The sequence below is a fragment of the Sorangium sp. So ce145 genome, assembly GCF_051525985.1.
GTDB classification, from domain to species: Bacteria; Myxococcota_A; Polyangia; order Polyangiales; family Polyangiaceae; genus Sorangium; species Sorangium cellulosum_B.
Genome location: NZ_CP150315.1, coordinates 1733956 through 1751870 on the forward strand (window position 1 = coordinate 1733956; position 17915 = coordinate 1751870).

The following is a 17915-nucleotide window of genomic DNA, read 5'->3' on the forward strand; positions in this document are numbered from 1 at the left end:
TGGAGGCGTCATGATCTCCGACGCGTCGAGCCCCGTGTCTCAATACATCTCCTTCGTCATCGCGGGGGACGAGTACGCGGTGAACATCCTCCGTGCGCGGGAGATCGTCGAGCACAGCGTCACATCGCGGGTCCCGATGATGCCAGCGTGCATCGTCGGCGCCATGAACCTTCGGGGCAGCGTCGTGCCGGTCATCGATCTCGCGGTCAAGCTCGGGCTGCCGCCGACGAGGGTGAGCCGGTGGACGTGCGTCCTCATCGTCGAGACCGCGCTCGACGGCGAGAACACCCGCCTCGGCCTGCTCATCGACGGTGTGGGCGACGTGCTCACGCTCTCCGAGGACGAGATAGAGCACGCGCCGGCCTTTGGCGCGCAGGCGCGCGTGGATCAGCTGCTCGGGATGGCGAAGGTGGGCCAGAAGCTCGTGCTGCTGCTCAACATCGACCGCATCCTCTCGCCGGCGGAGCTCTTGGCCTCGACGACGCCCGGCCCCTCGGCCCCCGGGGCCCCGCCGGCGCTCCCAGGCAGCCACGGTGCGCCGGCCGGCGGAGGGGACAGGCCATGATCTCGCTCGCCGAGCTGGGCCCGCGCGCCCTCAGCGACGAGGAGCTCGCGCTGCTCCAGAGGCTCGTCGAGCGCGCCTCGGGCATCGCGCCATCCGTTTGTTTATCGGCTCCTGCCCCTGGCGGGCTCGAAGGAGGCCGCACCACATCTAGCCCGGAGCATGCATCATGCTTGCGCATATCGGAGTAGGCCGGAAGCTCTACCTCGGCTTCGCCGTCATGGTCGTCATCGTCCTCGGACTGGCGGGCACGGCCTACCAGAGGTTCGCGGAGCTCGACGAGGCCCGCTCGTGGGACCAGCACACCTACGAGGTGATGCTCACGACGAGAGAGATCATGGGGGCGCTGCTCGACTCCGAGACAGGAGAGCGCGGCTTCGTCATCACCGGGGTGGAATCGTTCCTGGAGCCGTACCGCAGCGGGCGAGAACGGTTCGAGCAAAGCCTGAGCCGTGCCCGGGAGCTCACCAGGGACAACCCGCGCCAGCAGGTGCGCCTCGAGAAGATCGACAAGCTCCATGACGAGTGGCTCTCCTCCGTGCTGGAGCCGGCCATCCAGCACCGCCGCAACGCGGACGAGGCGAAGGCGCTGGCGGATCGCGCCGTCGAGGAGGTCAGGCGGGGGCGCGGAAAGAGCCTCATGGACCAGATGCGCGGGGCGCTCAAGGAGATCGACGACGAGGAGATCTCCCTCCTCGGCCAGCGGCAGGCGGCGACGAACGCGCTCGTCAGGACGATGTACGTGACGCTGCAGATAGGAGGTCTGCTCGCGGTCGTCGTCGCCGCCGTGCTCGCCGTCGTCTTCAGCAGGATGATCCTCTTGCCGCTCACCCAGGCGGTGTCGATCCACCAGCGCATCGCCGGGGGCGACTTCACGGGCGACGTCAGGGTGAAGAGCTCCGACGAGTTCGGCCAGATGCTCGGCGCCGTGAAGGCCATGTCGGAGCGCCTGGCGGGCCTCATCGGCGAGGTCCGGAGCGGCGCGGTCTCGGTCTCCTCGGTCTCGGTGCAGCTCTCGGCGACGGCGCAGAGCCTGTCGCAGGGCACCAGCGAGCAGGCGGCGTCCGTGGAGGAGACGATGTCCAGCCTGCAGCAGCTGAGCGGCACGATCGCGAAGAACGCCGCCAACTGCAAGCAGGTCGAGGAGACGGCGCACCGGAGGACGAGGGACGCGGAGCAGAGCGGTCAGGCGGTCCGGGAGACGGTCGAGGCGATGAAGGCGATCACCCAGCGGATCGTGATCATCGAGGAGATCGCGTACCAGACGAACCTGCTCGCCCTGAACGCCGCGATCGAGGCGGCTCGCGCGGGCGAGCATGGCAAGGGCTTCGCCGTGGTTGCCACGGAGGTGCGGCGGCTGGCCGAGCGAAGCCGGGACGCGGCGAAGGAGATCGGCTCGTTCGCCGCGTCGAGCATCGTCGTCGCGGAGCGCTCGGGACAGCTCATCGCGGAGCTCGTCCCGTCGATCCGGGAGACCGCGGAGCTGGTGCAGGGCGTCGCCGTGGCATCCAAGGAGCAATCGAACGGCGTGGCCCAGATCAGCGGGGCGGTGGAGCTGATAGAGCAGGCCACGCAGCGCAACGCGGCGATCTCCGAGGAGCTCGCCAGCACGGCGGCCGAGCTCTCGGCGCAGGCGGAGCAGCTCCAGAACGTGATGGCGTCGTTCCGCCTCGCGCAGGAGAGCGAAGGCGACCCGGGCCAGCGGCCTGCGGCGCCGGGGCGTTTACCGGACCGCCGCGGCGGCAAGGCGCTGTGGAGGCCGCCGCAGAAGGGCCCCCCGAGCGGCGGCGCATCGAGCAACGGGCGCGTGCCGCACGCCGCAAGCGATCAGGATTTCGTCCCCTTCTAGAGCGGCGGTCGCCCGCTTCGGATACGGGCCCACCTCGACGTTCTCGGTGCTCAGCGCACTGGAGCGCGCTTGCGCGCCGAAAACGCCGATCTGGACCCGTCTCCTGTGCGGGTGACCGCCGCTCTGCGACGCTCCTACCAGGCTCAGCTGAAAACCGCTCTAGCGCGGCGGCTCGGGCACGAACTCGGCACCAAGCCGGAAGATCAGGAAATCCTTGATCACGTTGTCGCTGGCGTTGGGCCAGATGAACGGGCTGCCGCCTGTGCGGTTCGGGTTCCACTCGTACCACATCCACCGGGCCGCCTCGTCGATGCCGCAGACGATCGGGAACTCGTTGCCGGGCTGCGGGACGTCCGTGGCGGTGTCATTCGCCTCGCCGAACACGACATGGCCGCGGTCGGACACCTCCGTCGTCACCCAGCCGGCGCTGGTCGTCTGCGGATCCAGGCCTCCGCCGTTGCAGCGCGCGATGTGCTGGTCGATCGTCTCCAGCGTCGGCCCGCGCGAGCCGAGGTCGTAGTCCTCGCCGGTCGCGCAGACCTCCCACGCGCCGTTGCCCGTGAAGACGGGCTCCGCGCCCTCGCGGAAGAACTGGCCGATCACGCCCTGCGTCGTGGACATGTCGGCGTAGGTGACGATGTAAAGATAGTGCCCGGCGTCCGCGGACGGCGCCGGCACCGTGTACGACTCGGGCCCATGGCCGACGGGACACGAGAAGATCTCGTCGGCCAAGGCGTTCTCGATGCCGCCGAAGTAATTCAGGAGCTTGTCGCCGGTCCCGTAGCCGAAGCCGTACGCGTTGTCGGCCGTGATGATGACGTTCACATCGGTCGTGAGCCCGCTCCCCCCACCGACGCCGGCGATCTCGCCGAGCTCGTTCCCGCCAGCGCCCCCTGTGCCCCCGCCGCCGGAGCCGGCCTGGGAGCCGCCGGAGCCGCCGGAGCCGCCGGCGTTGCCGGTTCCAGCATCCGAACATCCGGAACCATGGAGCGCGACAGCGAGAGCCAGAGCAGGAGCGAGACGCAGGTGCATTGCACGAGGATCGGCGAAGGCGCGACGTGCGTAAAGCCCCCGTCGCGGCGCCCGTTCGCGAGATCCCGGCGTCGCGCGCGCACGCGGCGTCCACCCTCACCGGGGCGCGTCGCGCTTCTTGAACCACTTGGAGAGGTAGCGCTCCTCGAGGTCGATGAAGGCTTCGCGCATCATGGCCTCGTAGACGATGGCCTCGAGGACCCCGGGGCGCGGGGCGGGGGTCTGCTGCTGGATGAGCCCGGCCGGGACCCGCCGCGAGATCTTGTAGCTCGCGAGCAGCGGCTCCGCGTCTCCGGGCAAGATGAGCTCCGTTTTGAACAGGAACTTGAGTCCCATGATGATGATCTGCGGCTTCTTGCTGGCATGGGCGATCCCGGACGACTCGACGCGATAGCTCACCACGAGGGAGGGGGCGGTCACGGTGAGCTGCTCCTCGGCGGCGCCCTCGAAGGGCGGGCCCGGCTCGAAGGTGACGAGCTCCGGCTCGAACCCCCGCGCGAGCCCCTCCACCAGGGCCGACGCGGTCCGCTTCTCCTGGGGATCGAGGCGCGTCGCATCCACGTAGCGGCTCGGCAGGGACGCGGCGCCGCTGAACATCGGGATCTTCCTGACGATATCGTCGGCGCGCTCCAGGTCCTGCGACGGAAGCCGCCGGAAGCGGACCTGGACGGCCGGGCCGCGGAGGCCCTGCGGCGTGCTCCTGGGCCCCACGCGCTCCGCGTAGGCGAGGAGCCGCCGCACGAAGTCCGCGTTCTGCTCGCTCCCTTCGGGCATCTCGCTCTTGTACCGATCGAGCGCGCGCGCATAGAGCGCGTGCCGGGCGTCGTTGAACGCCTTGTCCAGGCCGTGCTTCGGGTAGCGCTCCGCGAACGCCAGCAGCGCAGCGAGCGTACCCACCTCCCGCGCCCGCTCGAGCTCCGCGGCGAGCGCGGCGTGGCGGGCCGCGGCCACCTCGGCCTGGATGCCCGTCCTGGGGTAGGCGCGGAGGAAGTCGTCGATGGCCTCGACCGAGCCTTTCGCCACCGCGAGGCGCAGCTCGGCCCGTGGCAGCAGCACCTGCGAGACGACCTCCGCGTGGCCGCGGCCGCGCGCCATGTAGCTCTGGTACGCGGCGACGTCGTCGCGCTCCCGCGCCGCCGCGTACATCCGCGCGTCGCTCATCCGGTTGCGGAGGAAGAAGAGCCCCAGGCCGAGGGCCACGCCGACCGCGGCCGCGAGGAGCCATGCATAGCTGTGCCACCCCGGGACCTCGCGCGAGAGTGGGATCGGCGACGCGAACGGGCTCTGGATGGCAGGCGGCTCGAAGGGATCGAGCCGGCGCAGCTCCGCGGCGTCGGGCTTCGCTCTCATGCGGCTGCACGCCGCTTCGACCTCCCGGATCACGTCGTCCGAGCGCGACGGGTCCTCGAGGGGAAAGGCGTGCTGCGTGCCGCCGAACGTGAGGACCACGGCGCCCCGAGGGTCCGCGGAGACGCGCGAGAGCTCCGCGAGCGAGAAGACCCGGAGCCTGTGGTCGCGCGCGTCGACCAGGTTCGCGGGGAAGACGAACAGGCCGGGCGCGAACGGCAGCGTGACAAGGTCGGCGTTGTAGGCGAGCGCCCGGAGCACGCCGATGACGGTGGTCGCGGCGAGCAGCACGTACGCGGCGGCCGCCGACCTCGGGTGGAGCGCGAGAGCGCTGTTGACGTCGCCCAGGCCGGCCGCACAGAGCCCCGCCAGCAGGAGGCCCGAGGCGGCGCTGACCGCGAGCCAAGCCACGATGGTGCGCCGCGTCCCGAGCCGGCTCACGATCGGCGCCGGCGCGAACCGCCCGCGGAACGCCTCGATCACGCCGTCCTGGATGGTACGCGGAAGCTTGTAGAAATTGATCTCGTTCATCGCGCTGCTCCCACCCGGCGCCGGAGCGCGGCGCCCTTCCACGCCTCGACCTGCCGATCGACTCTAATGCATTTCGCTCCGAGCTCCGAGAGCGGAGATGGCAATTCCTTGCAGCAGGAGCGTGCGGCGATGCGTCGACTTCTGCTCCTCTGGCACTTATGCAGTCTCGCCGGCGCCGGCGCTGGCGCTGCGATGCGCTGCAGCGATGACGAGCCCCGGAGGGATCGTGCGCCCAGCGCCAAGGGCATGTCGCTGATGCTTGGCGGAAGGCTTACAGGATCTCGAGCTCGCCGAAGCGGGGGAGGGGAGCGCCGCCAGCACCGGAGTGGTGAGGCAGCGGGCTCCCTGGATCGGGATGGGTCATCCGGCCGCCTGCCAGCACGAGCCCGCCGCCATTCCGTGAGCGGCCGCAAAGCCGCGATCGATCAGCGCGATGAACGCAGCGTTCGCCTTCTTCGCAGAGCCCCCTCGCTCGAACACGCGGATCGCTTCGCCGTACGCCGTGCGCCACGTCAGCACGACCATGCCGGCGACGAGCCGCGCGAGGCCATCGGGCTTCGGACCGGCGAGCTCGACCGCGAGCCCCTCGATCACCTCGTCCCCGATCTCGCGGAGGCGCGCCTTGAGCGACGGGCTCTCCGCGACGACGCGCCACCAGCCGACCGTCTGGCTGTCGATGCGAGCGAACGGATGCTTCTGCTCGCACAGCCTGTCGACGAGGCGGCGGAGCGCGTCGAGCGGCGGCTGCCCTTGCGGCCTCCCGCGGATTGCCTCGCGCAAGAGCAGCTTCACCTCGTCCTCGCGATCCAGGAGGAGGTCCTCCTTGCGCGCGAAGTAGTTGAACACCGTCATCTTGGAGACATTGGCGGCGGCGGCGATCTCCTCGACCGTCACCGCGTCGAAGCCGCGCGCGAAGAACATCGCCGTCGCGACGTCGGAGATCCGCTGCCTGGTCTCGCGCTTCTTGCTTTCGCGGAGCTCGCCCATGGATCAAATAGTAGACCGAGATAAAAATTTTGTCTTGCTAAAAATTTTACCGAGTATAATATTCACGTATGACGCACGATGTGGTCATCGTAGGCGCTGGCCCGGTCGGGCTTTTCCTCTCGATCGAGCTCGCGACCGCGGGCGTGAGGCCGCTCGTGCTCGAGCGGCTCGCGGAGCCCGACCGCACGATCAAGGCCGCCGGGGTCGGCGCGGTGGCCGCCGAGGCGCTGGAGCGACGCGGGCTCGCGCGTGCGCTCGACGACGAGCGCCGCGCCGCCATGGCGCTGATGATGCCGGCGCTCAAGGCGCGCTTCGGACCTGGACCGATGAAGCGGCCGGGAGGCCATTTTTCTGGCCTGTTCTTGATCGACCCGAGCCTCCAGCGCGACCCGGAGCGCCACATGCGCCTCGTGCCGCAAGAGGCGCTCGAGAGGATCCTGATCGCGCGCGCGACGGAGCTCGGGATCGAGATCCGTCGCGGCGTCACGGTGGAAGGTTTCGAGCGGGACGACGACGGCGCGACCGTGCAGACGAGCGCGGGCCCGCTGAGCGCGAAGTACCTCGTCGGCTGCGACGGCGGCCGGAGCCGCGTCCGCAAGCTCGCCGGCTTCGAGTTCCCCGGCACGGATCCGACCATCACCGGTTATCAAGCCGTCGTCGAGCTCGATGCGCCCGAGAAGCTCGCGACGGGCTGGCACCGAACGCCGCGCGGCCTCGTCGCGTCCGGACCGACGCCGGGGCGCGTCTTCACGGCGGAGTTCAACGGGCCACCGCCCAACCGGGATGCGCCGATCACGCAAGCCGAGGTCGAGGCGGCGATCCGGCGCGTGAGCGGCGCCGACGTCAAGATCCTGTCGATGACGATGGCGACGCGCTGGACCGACAACGCGCGGCAAGCAACGACCTACCGGATGGGCCGTGTCCTCCTCGCCGGGGATGCCGCGCACGTCCACTCGCCCTTCGGCGGCCAGGGCCTGAACCTGGGCCTCGTCGACGCCGCGAACCTCGGCTTCAAGCTCGCCGCGGCGGTGAAGGGGCGCGAGCATCTCCTCGACTCGTACACCGCCGAGCGCCACCCCGTCGCTGCGCGCGTCCTCGAGAATACCCGCGCGCAGGTCGCGCTCATGCGTCCTGACCCGCTCACGAGCGCGCTCCGCGCCATCGTGAGCGACCTGATGAAGCTGCCCGAAGGCAACCGCTACTTCGGCGAGATGCTCACGGGCGTCGGCGTTCGTTACGACCTCGGTGACGACGACCCGCTCGTCGGCACGCTCGCGAAGGATCAGCTCCTCACGCTCGAAGGCGGCAGCGAAGAGCGGCTCTATGTGCTGATGGAGAAGGGCGGAGGCCTCTTCATCTCGCCGTCGGAACGGTCACTCCCGCAAGACGTGCACCATGCACGCACCAAGGACGGCCCGTCGATGCTCGTCCGACCCGACGGCTGCATCGCGTGGACAGACGCGTCGTCGACGTCGCTCGACGACGCGCTCGCGCGCTGGTTCTGAATCGGAGCGACGCGCGCGCCGCCGCGCCGCCGCGCCGCCGGCACCCTGGTTCGGCGGCCCGAGCTCGGGCAGGCCGCCCCATGGCCCTGCGAGGTGGCAGAGTCCGAACCCGCCTCCAGGGCCACACGCCTCGCCTTCATCTGGTTTTTCGTACCGGCGACACCCGGCCTGGCCTATCGTTCTCGACCATGCGCCGGTTGGCCCTGCTCTTCGGCTCGTGCACCGTCCTGCTTCCTCTCGCTTGCGGCCCTGCGCAGCCGCAGGGGAGCCCGGGAGCCCCGCTGAAACCCCTGGGTTCCTCGGCGGAGGCGGGCGCGGCGAACCCCGCGAGCGAGACGCCTCCGCGCGCCGTGAAGCCGCGGGGCGACGTCACCGTCACGCTGCTCTACACGACGGACGAACATGGCTGGCTCGAGGGTTTGTCCGCGGACGGCGTGAGCCGCGGCGGCGCGGCCGAGCTGCTTGGGAGGCTCGTGAAGCACGAAGGGCACTGCCCGGGGCCTGTTCCCGCGGGCATCGACGCGGCAGGGGCGCTCGCGCCCGCCGCGCCCGAGGATTGCACCTCGCCGCGCACGCTCCTCCTCTCGGGCGGCGACAATTTCACCGGCCCCGCCATCTCGACGTATTCCAACGGCGTCTCCATGGCGAGCGCGATGGGTCGCATGGGTTATGCCGCATCGGCGTTCGGCAATCACGAGTTCGATTTCGGCGTGCCTCAGTTCTCGAAGCTCCGTGACCTCGCGCGACTGCATTACCTCGCGGCGAACGTGAAGATCGACGACGCGAGGCTCGCGGGCGAGCTCGCCATCCGGCCTTACGAGGTCTTCGAGCGCAAGGGCGTGAAGATCGGCGTCGTGGGGCTCGCCGCAGCAGATACGCTGAAGGCCGCGATGGCCGAGCGCTTTCGAGGGATCACGTTCGAGCCCACCGAGGCCTCGCTCGACAGAGCGATCCACGAAGCGCGGGAGACGGGAGCGGCCGACGTCGTCGTCGTGACCGCGCACGAATGTCCCGACGAGCTCGTGCCCATCGTGAAGAGACACCCGGAGTGGCAGCTCGCGTTCGTCGGAGGGGGCCATTGCCACAGGAAGATCGACGCGCGCGCGGGCGACACGCCCGTCATCACCCCCGGCTGGCGCCTGCACCAGTACGCCCGCGTCGCCATCACCATCAACCCCAGCAATCCCCCGCGGGCCCGCGTCGTCGCGATCAGCCATTCCATCGTCGACGTGGCCACCGATCCGCAAGCCCCGCCGGATCCTCCGCTCGCGCGGCTCGTCACGGCGTGGAAAACGAAGGTCGACAGCGCGCTCGGGAAGGTGATCGGCTATTCGGAGGGAGGGATCGGCCCGGAGGAGGCCGTCGGCAAGATCGTGAGCGACGCCTGGCTCCACGAGGTGGGCGGCGACGTGGCGATCATGAACCGAGGCGGCGTGCGACAGACCATTCCACGGGGGCCGATCTCGCACGCGACCATCTGGAGCGTGCTCCCGTTCGACAACCGCCTGGTGAAGGTGTCTATCGACGGCGCGTCGCTCGCGAAGGACCTCGAGGCGACGTCGTTCATCATCTCCGGCGCGAGGAGGGCGCCGAACGGAAGCTGGTCGGTGGGCGGCAAGCCGATGGATCCGAAGAAGCGCTACACGGTCATCATCAGCGATTTCATGTACGGGGGTGGTGACGGCGCCGTGTTCGCAGCGCGAGATCCGAAGGCCGTGGGGACGGGGCTCTCGTGGCGAGATCCGGTGATCGCGTGGATCGAAAAGAAGAAGAGCGCGGAAGGGCAGCCGCTCGAGAAGAAGCTCGACGAGAGGCCGGCGGGCCAGCAGAGATGATCGATCGGACCTGTCGGGGACACGCTGGAGGCGCGGATCAGGTGCTGGTGCTCCCTCTCGCGACCGTGGGCGGAGCGCCGAACGAGCCGTTCAAATCGCGCGGACGCTGGGGTATGCTGTTGCCGGGATGCCGAGGGATCCGTCCAGTCGCGCCGCAAGGGCAGCGCTCAGCGCGAGCTCGCTCGCCGCTGCGCTCGTCTGTTGCCGGGGCGAGGCGCTCGCGCAACCGGCGGCCGATCCTCTGCCGGAAGAGCCGGCGCCTGTGGCGCAGGGGCCGGGCCGGGCGCCGGGGCTCCGGGGCGGTGCGCCGCTGTTCCACCTCGGCGCGCGCGACAACGCGCTTCGCACGAGCCGGTTCGGCTGGACCACCAGCGCCACCACCAACGTCTTCGGCCTCGACGGCGGGCCTTACAGCGAGGACGGCGAGTACGCCGGCATGACCTTCTCGCTCGTTCCCCGCTACTCGTTCGTGAGCACGAAGGAACACTGGGCCTGGGTGGGCACCGACATCGCCCTGAACGTGCCCCTGTCAGACGGCGATGTCCCCGGAGAGGCCCCCGTCACCCTGGCGGACCTTCCCCTCCAGGCCGCGTACACTTACACGATCTTCCAGGACGACAGGGGCCTCGCCCTGCTCGCCGGGCCTCGGCTCGGCGTCGCGCTCCCGACGTCGCCGGCGAGCCGGTACACCGGAGTCTACGCGCGCACGCGGCTCGGGCTCGATGTGCTCGCGAACGTCCCCCTGCTCCATGGAGAGTGGTTGAACGGCGTCTTCTTCTCGGCCGGCGGCGTATGGGAGCACCTGTTCTCGCAGGCCACCACGCCCGTGAACGGCGACCCCGTCAGACCTCGTACGTCCCCGTCGGGCGAGGTAGAGCTCGACGATCGGCTCTCGGGGGACTTCCTGCTGCGCGATCAGCTCTCCATGCGAATGAGCTTCTGGGTCAACCTCTGGGGCGATCTGTCGCTCGGCAACACGTGGGGGCTCGTGGCCCGATTCCGTGATGCGCCGTTCGATGAAGGCTGCGTGCAGACCGTGCTGACGTGCGTGCCCGTGGAGTCGCGTGGCTCGTCGGCAACGACCGGCACCACGTTCGAGGTGTCGCTGAGCTACCCGGCCGAGGACATCGCATGGTTCGAGCTCGGCTACGACAACACCGCGCCCAGCCTGGGGGAGGACGGGCAGCACCGCTCCGTGTTCTACAGCCCTGGTGCGCAGCTGTACCTCTCGATGACCCTGTTCCTCGATAGCCTCTATGCGAGGGCGACAACCCCGTCTGCAAAGCAGCTGACCGCTGCGCGCTGAGTCGGCGGATCCTTGGCGAGGGCGCCTCGCTCGGCGCGCCGGGCGGCGGCCAGCACCAACGCGGCTGTCCGAGCGGGCTCAGGCGTCGAGCGAGCTCACGGGTTCGCGTAGAAGTAGTAGACCGCGCTGTAGTCGACGCGCGCCTCTGCGCCGTCGTGCGCCTTGTCGCAGCCGTCTGCCGGAGCTTTGCCGCCCACGGTCTGAACGCGCTGAATCCACGCGACGGGGCTGAGCACGCCTTGCCCCTCGGTCGACTTGATCTCCAGGAGCAGCCAGGGGATCGCGGTGGTGTCGGGGGCATCGACCTTGGCCTTCATGGCGCCAACGATCTTGCTGCCGTCCGCCGCTTCCCACGTCGGGCCGCCGTAATGCTTGCCCAGCGCCTTTCCTGCGTCGTCGGAGAGCGTCGCGTCAGGGGCTTTGAGCGTCCATTCGAATTTCGCCTTGGGCTCCTTCTTCTTGCCGCACACGTAGATCTGTGCGCCCTTGGCGTTCGCCTTCAAGACGAGGTTGGCCGTGCTCGGCGCCTTGATGGCATCGGGGGTCTCGGGGGGCGCTAGCTTGGGGACGCTCGCGGTCGCCGCGGGCTCGGCCGCGGGCGTCGTTGGCAAAGGCGCCGGTGCCGGCGGCGCGGGCGCGACGGGCGCGGGAGCTTCGGCGCTCGCGAGCGGCTCGCTCGGCGGCGGGCTCGAGGCGCTCGGCGTCGATCCCGCGCAACCACAACCAACGACGATGAGCCCAATCGCATAACGCGCATTCATGATGAATTCCTCTCCGATCGCGGCGGCACAGGGGGCCAGGAAATCCAAACGCGATCCGGAAGTCAATCTCCTCGCGGTGGCCGTCCCACCGTACAGCCCCGCTGCATGCGTTGGCGCAAATTTCTTGACAAGTAGAAATGGATTTGCGCGGACTATCTTCCCAATCGCGGTTCATTGCAAGGTGATATCCAAATGCGCACACACGGCGGATTTCTGGCATCGGCGTTCGTCATCTTCTGCAGCTATGCCTGCGGGGACGTTCCATCCGATCCGCCCGTTGGTCAGGGCGGCGCCGGGGGGGGCGGCGGTCAAGGTGGCGCGGGCGGTGTGGGCGGCGTCGGCAGCACGGGCGGGAGCGGCGGCGCAGGCGGCGTCGGCAGCACGGGCGGGAGCGGCGGCGCAGGCGGCGCAGGCGGCACGGGTGGGAGCGGCGGCGCCGGCGGCGCGGGCGGGAGCGGCGCAGGCGGCGCGGGCGGGCGCGGCGGCGCAGGCGGCGCCGGTGGCGCAGGCGGGAGCGGCGGCCATGATGGCGCAGGCGGAGCAGGTGGGGGCGCGCCTCAGGCTGCGGAGACGATCGATTTCGATGTCGTCAGGTTCTATGCAACCGGATCGAGCTATGTCGGCACCCCATTCGCGCTCGCGGACCTCAATGGCGATGGACTCGTCGACGGCGCGCTGGCGCTGCGCAGCGCGAACCGAGTCGCGGTGCTCCTCGCCGATGGCAAGGGTGGGTTTCTTCCTCGGACAGAGCACGTCGTGAATGGTGCGCATGACGTCGCCGTGGGCGACGTGAACGGCGACATGAACCAGGATCTTGTCGTCACGCTCCTGAGCGCCGACGCTGGCGTCCGCGTCCTGCTCGGCAACGGCGACGGCACGTTCCAGGCCCCGATCTCGAGCCCGGGAGCGGACTACGTCTCGCCCGTCCTCGCCGACGTGAACGGTGATGGGAAGCTCGACATCGTGGCGAGCCGCAACGGCAATAGCATCACAGTCCTGGCAGGGGACGGCGCTGGCGCGTTCACGACGTCGAGCACGCTCACCGGGACCACGAATTGTCGCTTCATCACGCTGGCCGACCTCGACAGCGACGGCGTGCGCGACATCGTCGGTTATGACACGGAGATCTCCACGCCGGTCGTCAGCGTGCGCTTCGGTCAGGCCGGCGGCGCGTTCGGCCCCGTGACGAAGATCTCGATCTCCGCGCAAGACGGCGTGCCGGTCGGCAGCGCGGCCGATCTGGCGGTCGGCGACCTCGACGCCGACGGCAACCCCGATATCGCCGCCGTGGATACGAAGGGAATGACCCTCTTGATGGGTAGCCCGTCGGGCGCGCTCTCGGCGACCAGGCGCGTCCCCGCCGGCCTCGCGCCGAGCGGCGTCGTCCTCGGCGACTGGGATGGCGACGGACAGCAAGACATCGCGGTGGAGAGCATGGACGACTCGATCCTCAGCGTTTTTCGGGGTGACGGGCTCGGGGGGCTCGAGCCGCGGGTGACCTATTTCACTGGACACCGTGGCTCGCGCGTCCGGTCGGGAGACATCGACGGGGACGGCAAGGCGGATCTCGTCATGTCGATGAACGGCCTCATGGTCGCGCGAGGTCGCGGAGACGGGACGTTCCACGCAGCTCCGGCGCTGCTCGGGGGCAAGGGCGCGAGCGGCGCGGCGCTCGGCGACTGGAATGAAGACGGCAAGGCCGACGTGGTCGTCGCGTATGCCGGTGGCCAGTCGCTCTCGTTATTTCTCGGGAAAGGGAGCGGCGCATTCGATGTTCCCGTGACCATGCCTGCCGGCGGCGTGGATCCGGAGCAGGTCGTCGCGTGGGACGTGAACGGCGACGGGCACCTCGATGTCGTGTTCGGCACCGACGCGGCGGGAAAGGTCGGTGTGCTCCTCGGTGACGGCGCAGGCTCGTTCGGCCCCGTGACGCTCCACGAGGGCGGGAGGAGGATCGCGCTCACCGACATGAATGGAGACGGCGCCGCCGATATCGCGGCGACCACCTTCGACAACGTGCGCGTGCTCCTCAATGACAAGGCTGGCGGGTTCCTGCCGCCGATCGCGTATCCCGCGGGGATGAACGTCCTGGATGTGACGGCTCGCGATTTCAATGGCGATGGGAAGGCGGATCTGGCGACGGCGAGCTACGACAGCGATGAACTTCGGCTCCTCATCGGCAACGGAGACGGCACGTTCGAGGCGGCCACGAGCCTCCCGGTGGGCAGCTCCGCGTGGACCGTCGCGCCCGCAGATTTCACGGGCGACGGCGTGCTCGATATGGCTTTCGCGACGGTGGGTAGCGCGAGCGTCGTCGGCGTCCTACCCGGCCAGCCACGGGGGATGTTCGGCGCGCCCATCACCATGCCGGTCTACCTCCCCATCGAGACAGCGCTCGGCACGGCGGATTTCGACTCCGATACGCGGCCCGATATCTTCCTTGCGCTCGGCGGCGGTGGGACGGTGGGTGTGTTTCGCGGCAAGGGCGACGGCACGTTCGACGCAGCGCTCATGTACCAGAGCGTCTTCACCAGGGCGCTCGCGATCGGAGACGTGAACGCCGACCAGAGGCCGGATGTGCTCGTCGTCTCCACCCCGGTCCAGCAGGACGGGAGCGTGAACGTCTTCGTCAACATCTCTCATTAGGGCCATCTCCGAGCGTCGACGTCCTCGTGGCGCGGGGAGGGCGCATGCGCTCTTCCACCTGGCACGCGGCGAGCCGGCCGAGCCCGGCGTGTTCGTGGCGAAGCGCAGGGATCCCCAGGTGGACGGCGGGTTCTCGCCGGTGGCGTCAACGGGCTCTGTGCCATGACCGCCGCGGCACACTCCGCGACGCGGATGTCACGGCTGCGGCCCTTCGAGCGCCGCTTCCGGCGGCGACCAGCGCGGCCGCCTGCCTGGCATCACGCTTGCTCGACTCCGGCCACGTCGGGGAGGGAAACCCAATCGATGCAACCTTGGACCTCGGCGCCAGTATCCGCGTTGCTTTCGGCGGTCGCGTTGACCGCATGTGGCGATTCCTCGGCCGTGAACGCCGCCGGCGCGGGGGGAGCGCCAGGGGCTGACACGGGGTATCTCACGGAGCTCGTCACGCGCGACGACTACACTTCCCTGGCAGGTGAGGGCGCGGAGGTGAAGTACCTGACGATCGTCGACGGCCGCGAGCCTCCGCCGGTGTTCGCCGGCGCAGCGTGCCTGTTTCAGAATACCGACGACTACCCGTACCATCTGCAGTTCCTTCGTACCTTCCCGGAGTACGCGGCGCTCGCGCCGGAGCGTTATTCGGACATGGTGCTGCGCCGCGCCAGCCGCGTGATGTGGGGCGGCGGCCTGAAGCTCTACCCGGCCACGCCTCATCCGCTGACCGGAGCGGCGGGCGTGCTGGCGTACACGGTCTACAGCGAAGCCGCGCCCGATGAGCTCCTGACGGTCGGCGACATCGTGCAAGCCGACCGGCGGCTCAAGGGGTGTAGCCCGTTCGCCGAGCGATTCCTGGTGTTCTCACCGGATGGAACTGCCCAGACCGCGGCGGTGCAAGCCATCGCCGGCGAGCTCGTGGCAGCTGGCGTCGCGCTGGTCGACCCGGATACGCTGTTGAGCGGGCTGTCCGCCGCGACGTACAGCGAGGGCGAGGCGTACGGTTACCTGAAGATCGTGGATGGCGCCGCCGCAGGCAGCGCCGGGCCGCGCGACGTGCTGGTGATCGACGCGGCGCCGAGCGATCTGGGGCTGGTCGCCGGCCTCGTCACGCGGCAGCCGCAGAGCCTGGCCAGCCACCTGAACCTGCGCTTGCGCGAGAAGGGGATCCCGAGCGCCGCGGTGCCGGGCGTGTTCGACAACAGCGTGCTCCGCGCGCTCGCCCATGGCCTGGTCCACCTCACGGCCCGGGGAGCCCACGTGGAGATCGAGCCCGCGCGCCTGGAAGACGCCGAGGCGTTCTGGAGCGCCCGCCGGCCGCCGCTCGGAGATCCAGCCGCGGACCTGGAGGTCGCCACGCCGGCGGCCCTGGCCTCGCTCGGCTCGGCGGATGTCGCGGCGTTCGGCACCAAGGCCGCGAACCTCGGAGAGCTGTCCCGGATCCTGCCCGAGCAGAACCGCGTGGACGGCTTTGCGATTCCGTTCCGCGCCTATGCAGACTTCATGGAGCGGCGCGGGTTCAACGCCGAAGTCGCGGCGCTGCTGGCCGATCCCCGGGTGTTCACGGACGCCGATACCAAGCAGCGCCGCCTGTCGGAGCTCCGGGGCCGCATGCGTGCCGCCGAGCACTTGCCCGAATTCGGCGAGGCGCTCGAAGCGGCCGTTCGCCAGGCCTATGGCGCCGCGGGGCTGGTCACCCGGCTGCGTTTTCGCAGCAGCACCAACGCCGAGGACCTGCCGGGTCTGTCGGGAGCAGGTCTATACGACTCCCGGAGCGGCTGCCTGGCCGACGACCTCGATTCGGACACGCTCGGGCCGTCGGCCTGCTTGAGCCCGGAGCACGAGGCCTACCTGCGCGCCGAGCTCGAGCGGCGAGAGCTCGAGCTCGCCGAGCACCCCGATCGGAGCCATCTGCTGCCGATCATCGAGGATCTGGAGCAGGACTTGACCGAAGAAAAGAGCGCCCTGCTCGCGGTGCGCCGGGTCTGGGCCAGCTTGTGGAACGAGCGCGCGTTCGACGATCGCGCGTACTATGGCATCGATCACACCAAGGTGTTCATGGGCGTCGCGGTCCACCCCACGTTCGTCGGTGAACGCCTGGAAGCCGTCGCGCTCACGGGGCTCGAACCCGACGCGCCGGAGCCTTTGGTTCGTGTGGTCAGCCAGGTGGGAGAGGTCGGCGTCGCCGAGCCGCTGGATCCCACCGCCAGCCCTGAGATCCTGACGTTCCGGCGCGCTGCCGGCGGAACGCCGAGCGAGGTCACGCTCGTGTCACCGTCCTCGCTGGCAGCGGGCGGCGCTCGGCTCTGGTCCGATGCCGCGTTGAACGAGCTCGCGGGGCTGTTGTTCGTGGTGCAGGACCATTTCGCGGCCAGCGTGTACCCCGGCCTCGCCCCGCTGTCGCTCGATGTGGAAGTGGACGTCACGATGGACGGGCGCACCGTGATCAAGCAAGCCAGACCCTACACGCCATGATGGAGCCAGACATGACCTTGAAAACGATCCTGTACGGCCTCGTGTTCTCGCTGGCGTGCGCCGGCTGCTCCAGCTCCGAGCCGGGGAACGGAGCGGGCGCGGGCGGAGCCGGCGGAGCACCGCCGGACTCGAGCGACGCGCTGTGCGGCGAACGTCCCGGCGGCCGCCTCGGCGCGACCCACGTGCTGCGCTTCGAGGCCTCTGACGGGCGCGCGGTGGTCCAGCTCAGGCGGACCTGGGAAGACGTCGGTGTCGGCGAATCCTCCTTGTATCGATTGGACGGTTTCAGCGTATCGCTCGACGGAACGACGGCGTGCGTCACCGAGCCGAGCCGCCTCGAGTACGTCAACAGCCATCATAACTGGACGGACGTCGCGCGAGCCGATGCGGGCACGGCTCGCTACGAGCTCAAGTTCGATTTCGCTGCTCCGTTCACGTTCAGCGCCTTCGCCGCCGACGGCTCCGTGCTCGTCGACGCCATCCCGATGATCTCGACCGGCAGCCCGGCGTTCTGTTGGGGGTGTCCTGCGCCGCTGGCCGTGTCGATCTCGGAGGTCATGCTCAACAACACGACCACGCTGGCGGATGAATCCGGCGAGTACGAGCCGTGGATCGAGCTGTTCAATCCTTCGGCGGAGGACGTCGATCTGACGGGCTGGACGCTGTCCGACGACTTCACCGAGCGCGGCAAGTGGCCGCTGCCCGCCGTCACCCTTCCGCGTCACGAGGTGCTCGTCCTGTTTGCCGACGGCGACACGGACCAGGGCGAGCTCCACACGAGCTTTGCGCTCGATCCGAGCGGCGGCGAGCTCGTGCTGACGGCACCCGGCGGGGTGAGCGATGGCGGCCTCGTGCTCGAAGCTCAGGCACCCGGCGTGAGCCTGGCCTACCAGTGGGCCGCGGACGGCTACGTCGCCGGGCAGCCGACCCCCGGCGTGAAGCCGCCAGAAGAGTGATCGCGCCTTCGCGCTGGACCGTGGAATGAGCGGCGGGCCACGCCGCGAGGCCTCTCGGGCACCCGAGCGCCCACTCTAGCACGACGGACGCGCTGCACGGCCACGTGGAGGGGCTGCACCACCGCCGGCGGG

General features: G+C 69.7%; 12 protein-coding genes. 8 read left to right on the forward strand and 4 right to left on the reverse strand.

Annotated features, from left to right (window positions below; translation table 11 throughout):
- The first annotated feature begins 10 nt into the window (after positions 1 to 10).
- Together WMF34_RS06535 and WMF34_RS06540 are read left to right on the forward strand one after the other, a co-directional pair.
- Positions 11 to 565, forward strand: coding sequence for a chemotaxis protein CheW (locus WMF34_RS06535; protein ID WP_437992756.1), 555 nt, complete (start codon positions 11 to 13; stop codon positions 563 to 565).
- A gap of 166 nt (positions 566 to 731) precedes the next feature.
- Positions 732 to 2411 carry a methyl-accepting chemotaxis protein gene (locus WMF34_RS06540; protein ID WP_437992757.1) on the forward strand — a complete coding sequence of 560 codons (1680 nt, stop codon included), beginning with the start codon at positions 732 to 734 and terminating at the stop codon, positions 2409 to 2411.
- A 159-nt stretch (positions 2412 to 2570) separates the two neighbouring features.
- On the opposite strand, the gene WMF34_RS06545 is transcribed toward WMF34_RS06540, so the two are convergent.
- From WMF34_RS06545 to WMF34_RS06555, 3 genes are all read right to left on the reverse strand, one after another.
- Positions 2571 to 3443, reverse strand: a complete 873-nt coding sequence (locus WMF34_RS06545) for a hypothetical protein (RefSeq protein WP_437992758.1) — start codon at positions 3441 to 3443, stop codon at positions 2571 to 2573.
- A gap of 96 nt (positions 3444 to 3539) precedes the next feature.
- Entirely contained in the window at positions 3540 to 5321 is a 1782-nt protein-coding gene (locus WMF34_RS06550; protein ID WP_437992759.1) for a hypothetical protein, read from the reverse strand.
- 360 nt (positions 5322 to 5681) lie between these two features.
- Positions 5682 to 6308 (reverse strand): TetR/AcrR family transcriptional regulator, encoded by a 627-nt coding sequence (locus tag WMF34_RS06555; protein ID WP_437992760.1) that lies wholly within the window; start codon positions 6306 to 6308, stop codon positions 5682 to 5684.
- Between the two features lie 68 nt (positions 6309 to 6376).
- Here WMF34_RS06555 and WMF34_RS06560 point away from each other — a divergent pair, with 68 nt between their 5' ends.
- The 3 genes from WMF34_RS06560 to WMF34_RS06570 all read left to right on the forward strand — a co-directional run bounded on the left by WMF34_RS06560 (position 6377) and on the right by WMF34_RS06570 (position 10954).
- Entirely contained in the window at positions 6377 to 7813 is a 1437-nt protein-coding gene (locus tag WMF34_RS06560; protein WP_437992761.1) for an FAD-dependent monooxygenase, read from the forward strand.
- A gap of 188 nt (positions 7814 to 8001) precedes the next feature.
- A complete protein-coding gene (locus tag WMF34_RS06565; protein ID WP_437992762.1) occupies positions 8002 to 9648 on the forward strand; it encodes a bifunctional metallophosphatase/5'-nucleotidase in 1647 nt (548 codons plus the stop codon).
- Positions 9649 to 9775: 127 nt separating this feature from the next.
- Complete coding sequence (locus WMF34_RS06570) at positions 9776 to 10954, forward strand: hypothetical protein (RefSeq protein ID WP_437992763.1); 1179 nt, start codon at positions 9776 to 9778, stop codon at positions 10952 to 10954.
- 95 nt (positions 10955 to 11049) lie between these two features.
- Here the strand turns inward: WMF34_RS06570 and WMF34_RS06575 are convergent, their stop codons facing one another.
- Entirely contained in the window at positions 11050 to 11715 is a 666-nt protein-coding gene (locus WMF34_RS06575; protein WP_012233869.1) for a DUF3455 domain-containing protein, read from the reverse strand.
- A 192-nt stretch (positions 11716 to 11907) separates the two neighbouring features.
- On the opposite strand from WMF34_RS06575, the gene WMF34_RS06580 reads away from it, so the two are divergent.
- The 3 genes from WMF34_RS06580 (at position 11908) to WMF34_RS06590 (ending at position 17783) form a co-directional block, all read left to right on the forward strand.
- Positions 11908 to 14361, forward strand: coding sequence for an FG-GAP repeat domain-containing protein (locus tag WMF34_RS06580; protein ID WP_437992764.1), 2454 nt, complete (start codon positions 11908 to 11910; stop codon positions 14359 to 14361).
- A 381-nt stretch (positions 14362 to 14742) separates the two neighbouring features.
- Positions 14743 to 16827: a PEP/pyruvate-binding domain-containing protein gene (locus WMF34_RS06585; protein WP_437992765.1), complete on the forward strand. Its 2085-nt coding sequence runs from the start codon at positions 14743 to 14745 to the stop codon at positions 16825 to 16827.
- Positions 16828 to 16838: 11 nt separating this feature from the next.
- Positions 16839 to 17783 (forward strand): lamin tail domain-containing protein, encoded by a 945-nt coding sequence (locus WMF34_RS06590; RefSeq protein ID WP_437992766.1) that lies wholly within the window; start codon positions 16839 to 16841, stop codon positions 17781 to 17783.
- The last annotated feature ends 132 nt before the right edge of the window (positions 17784 to 17915 follow it).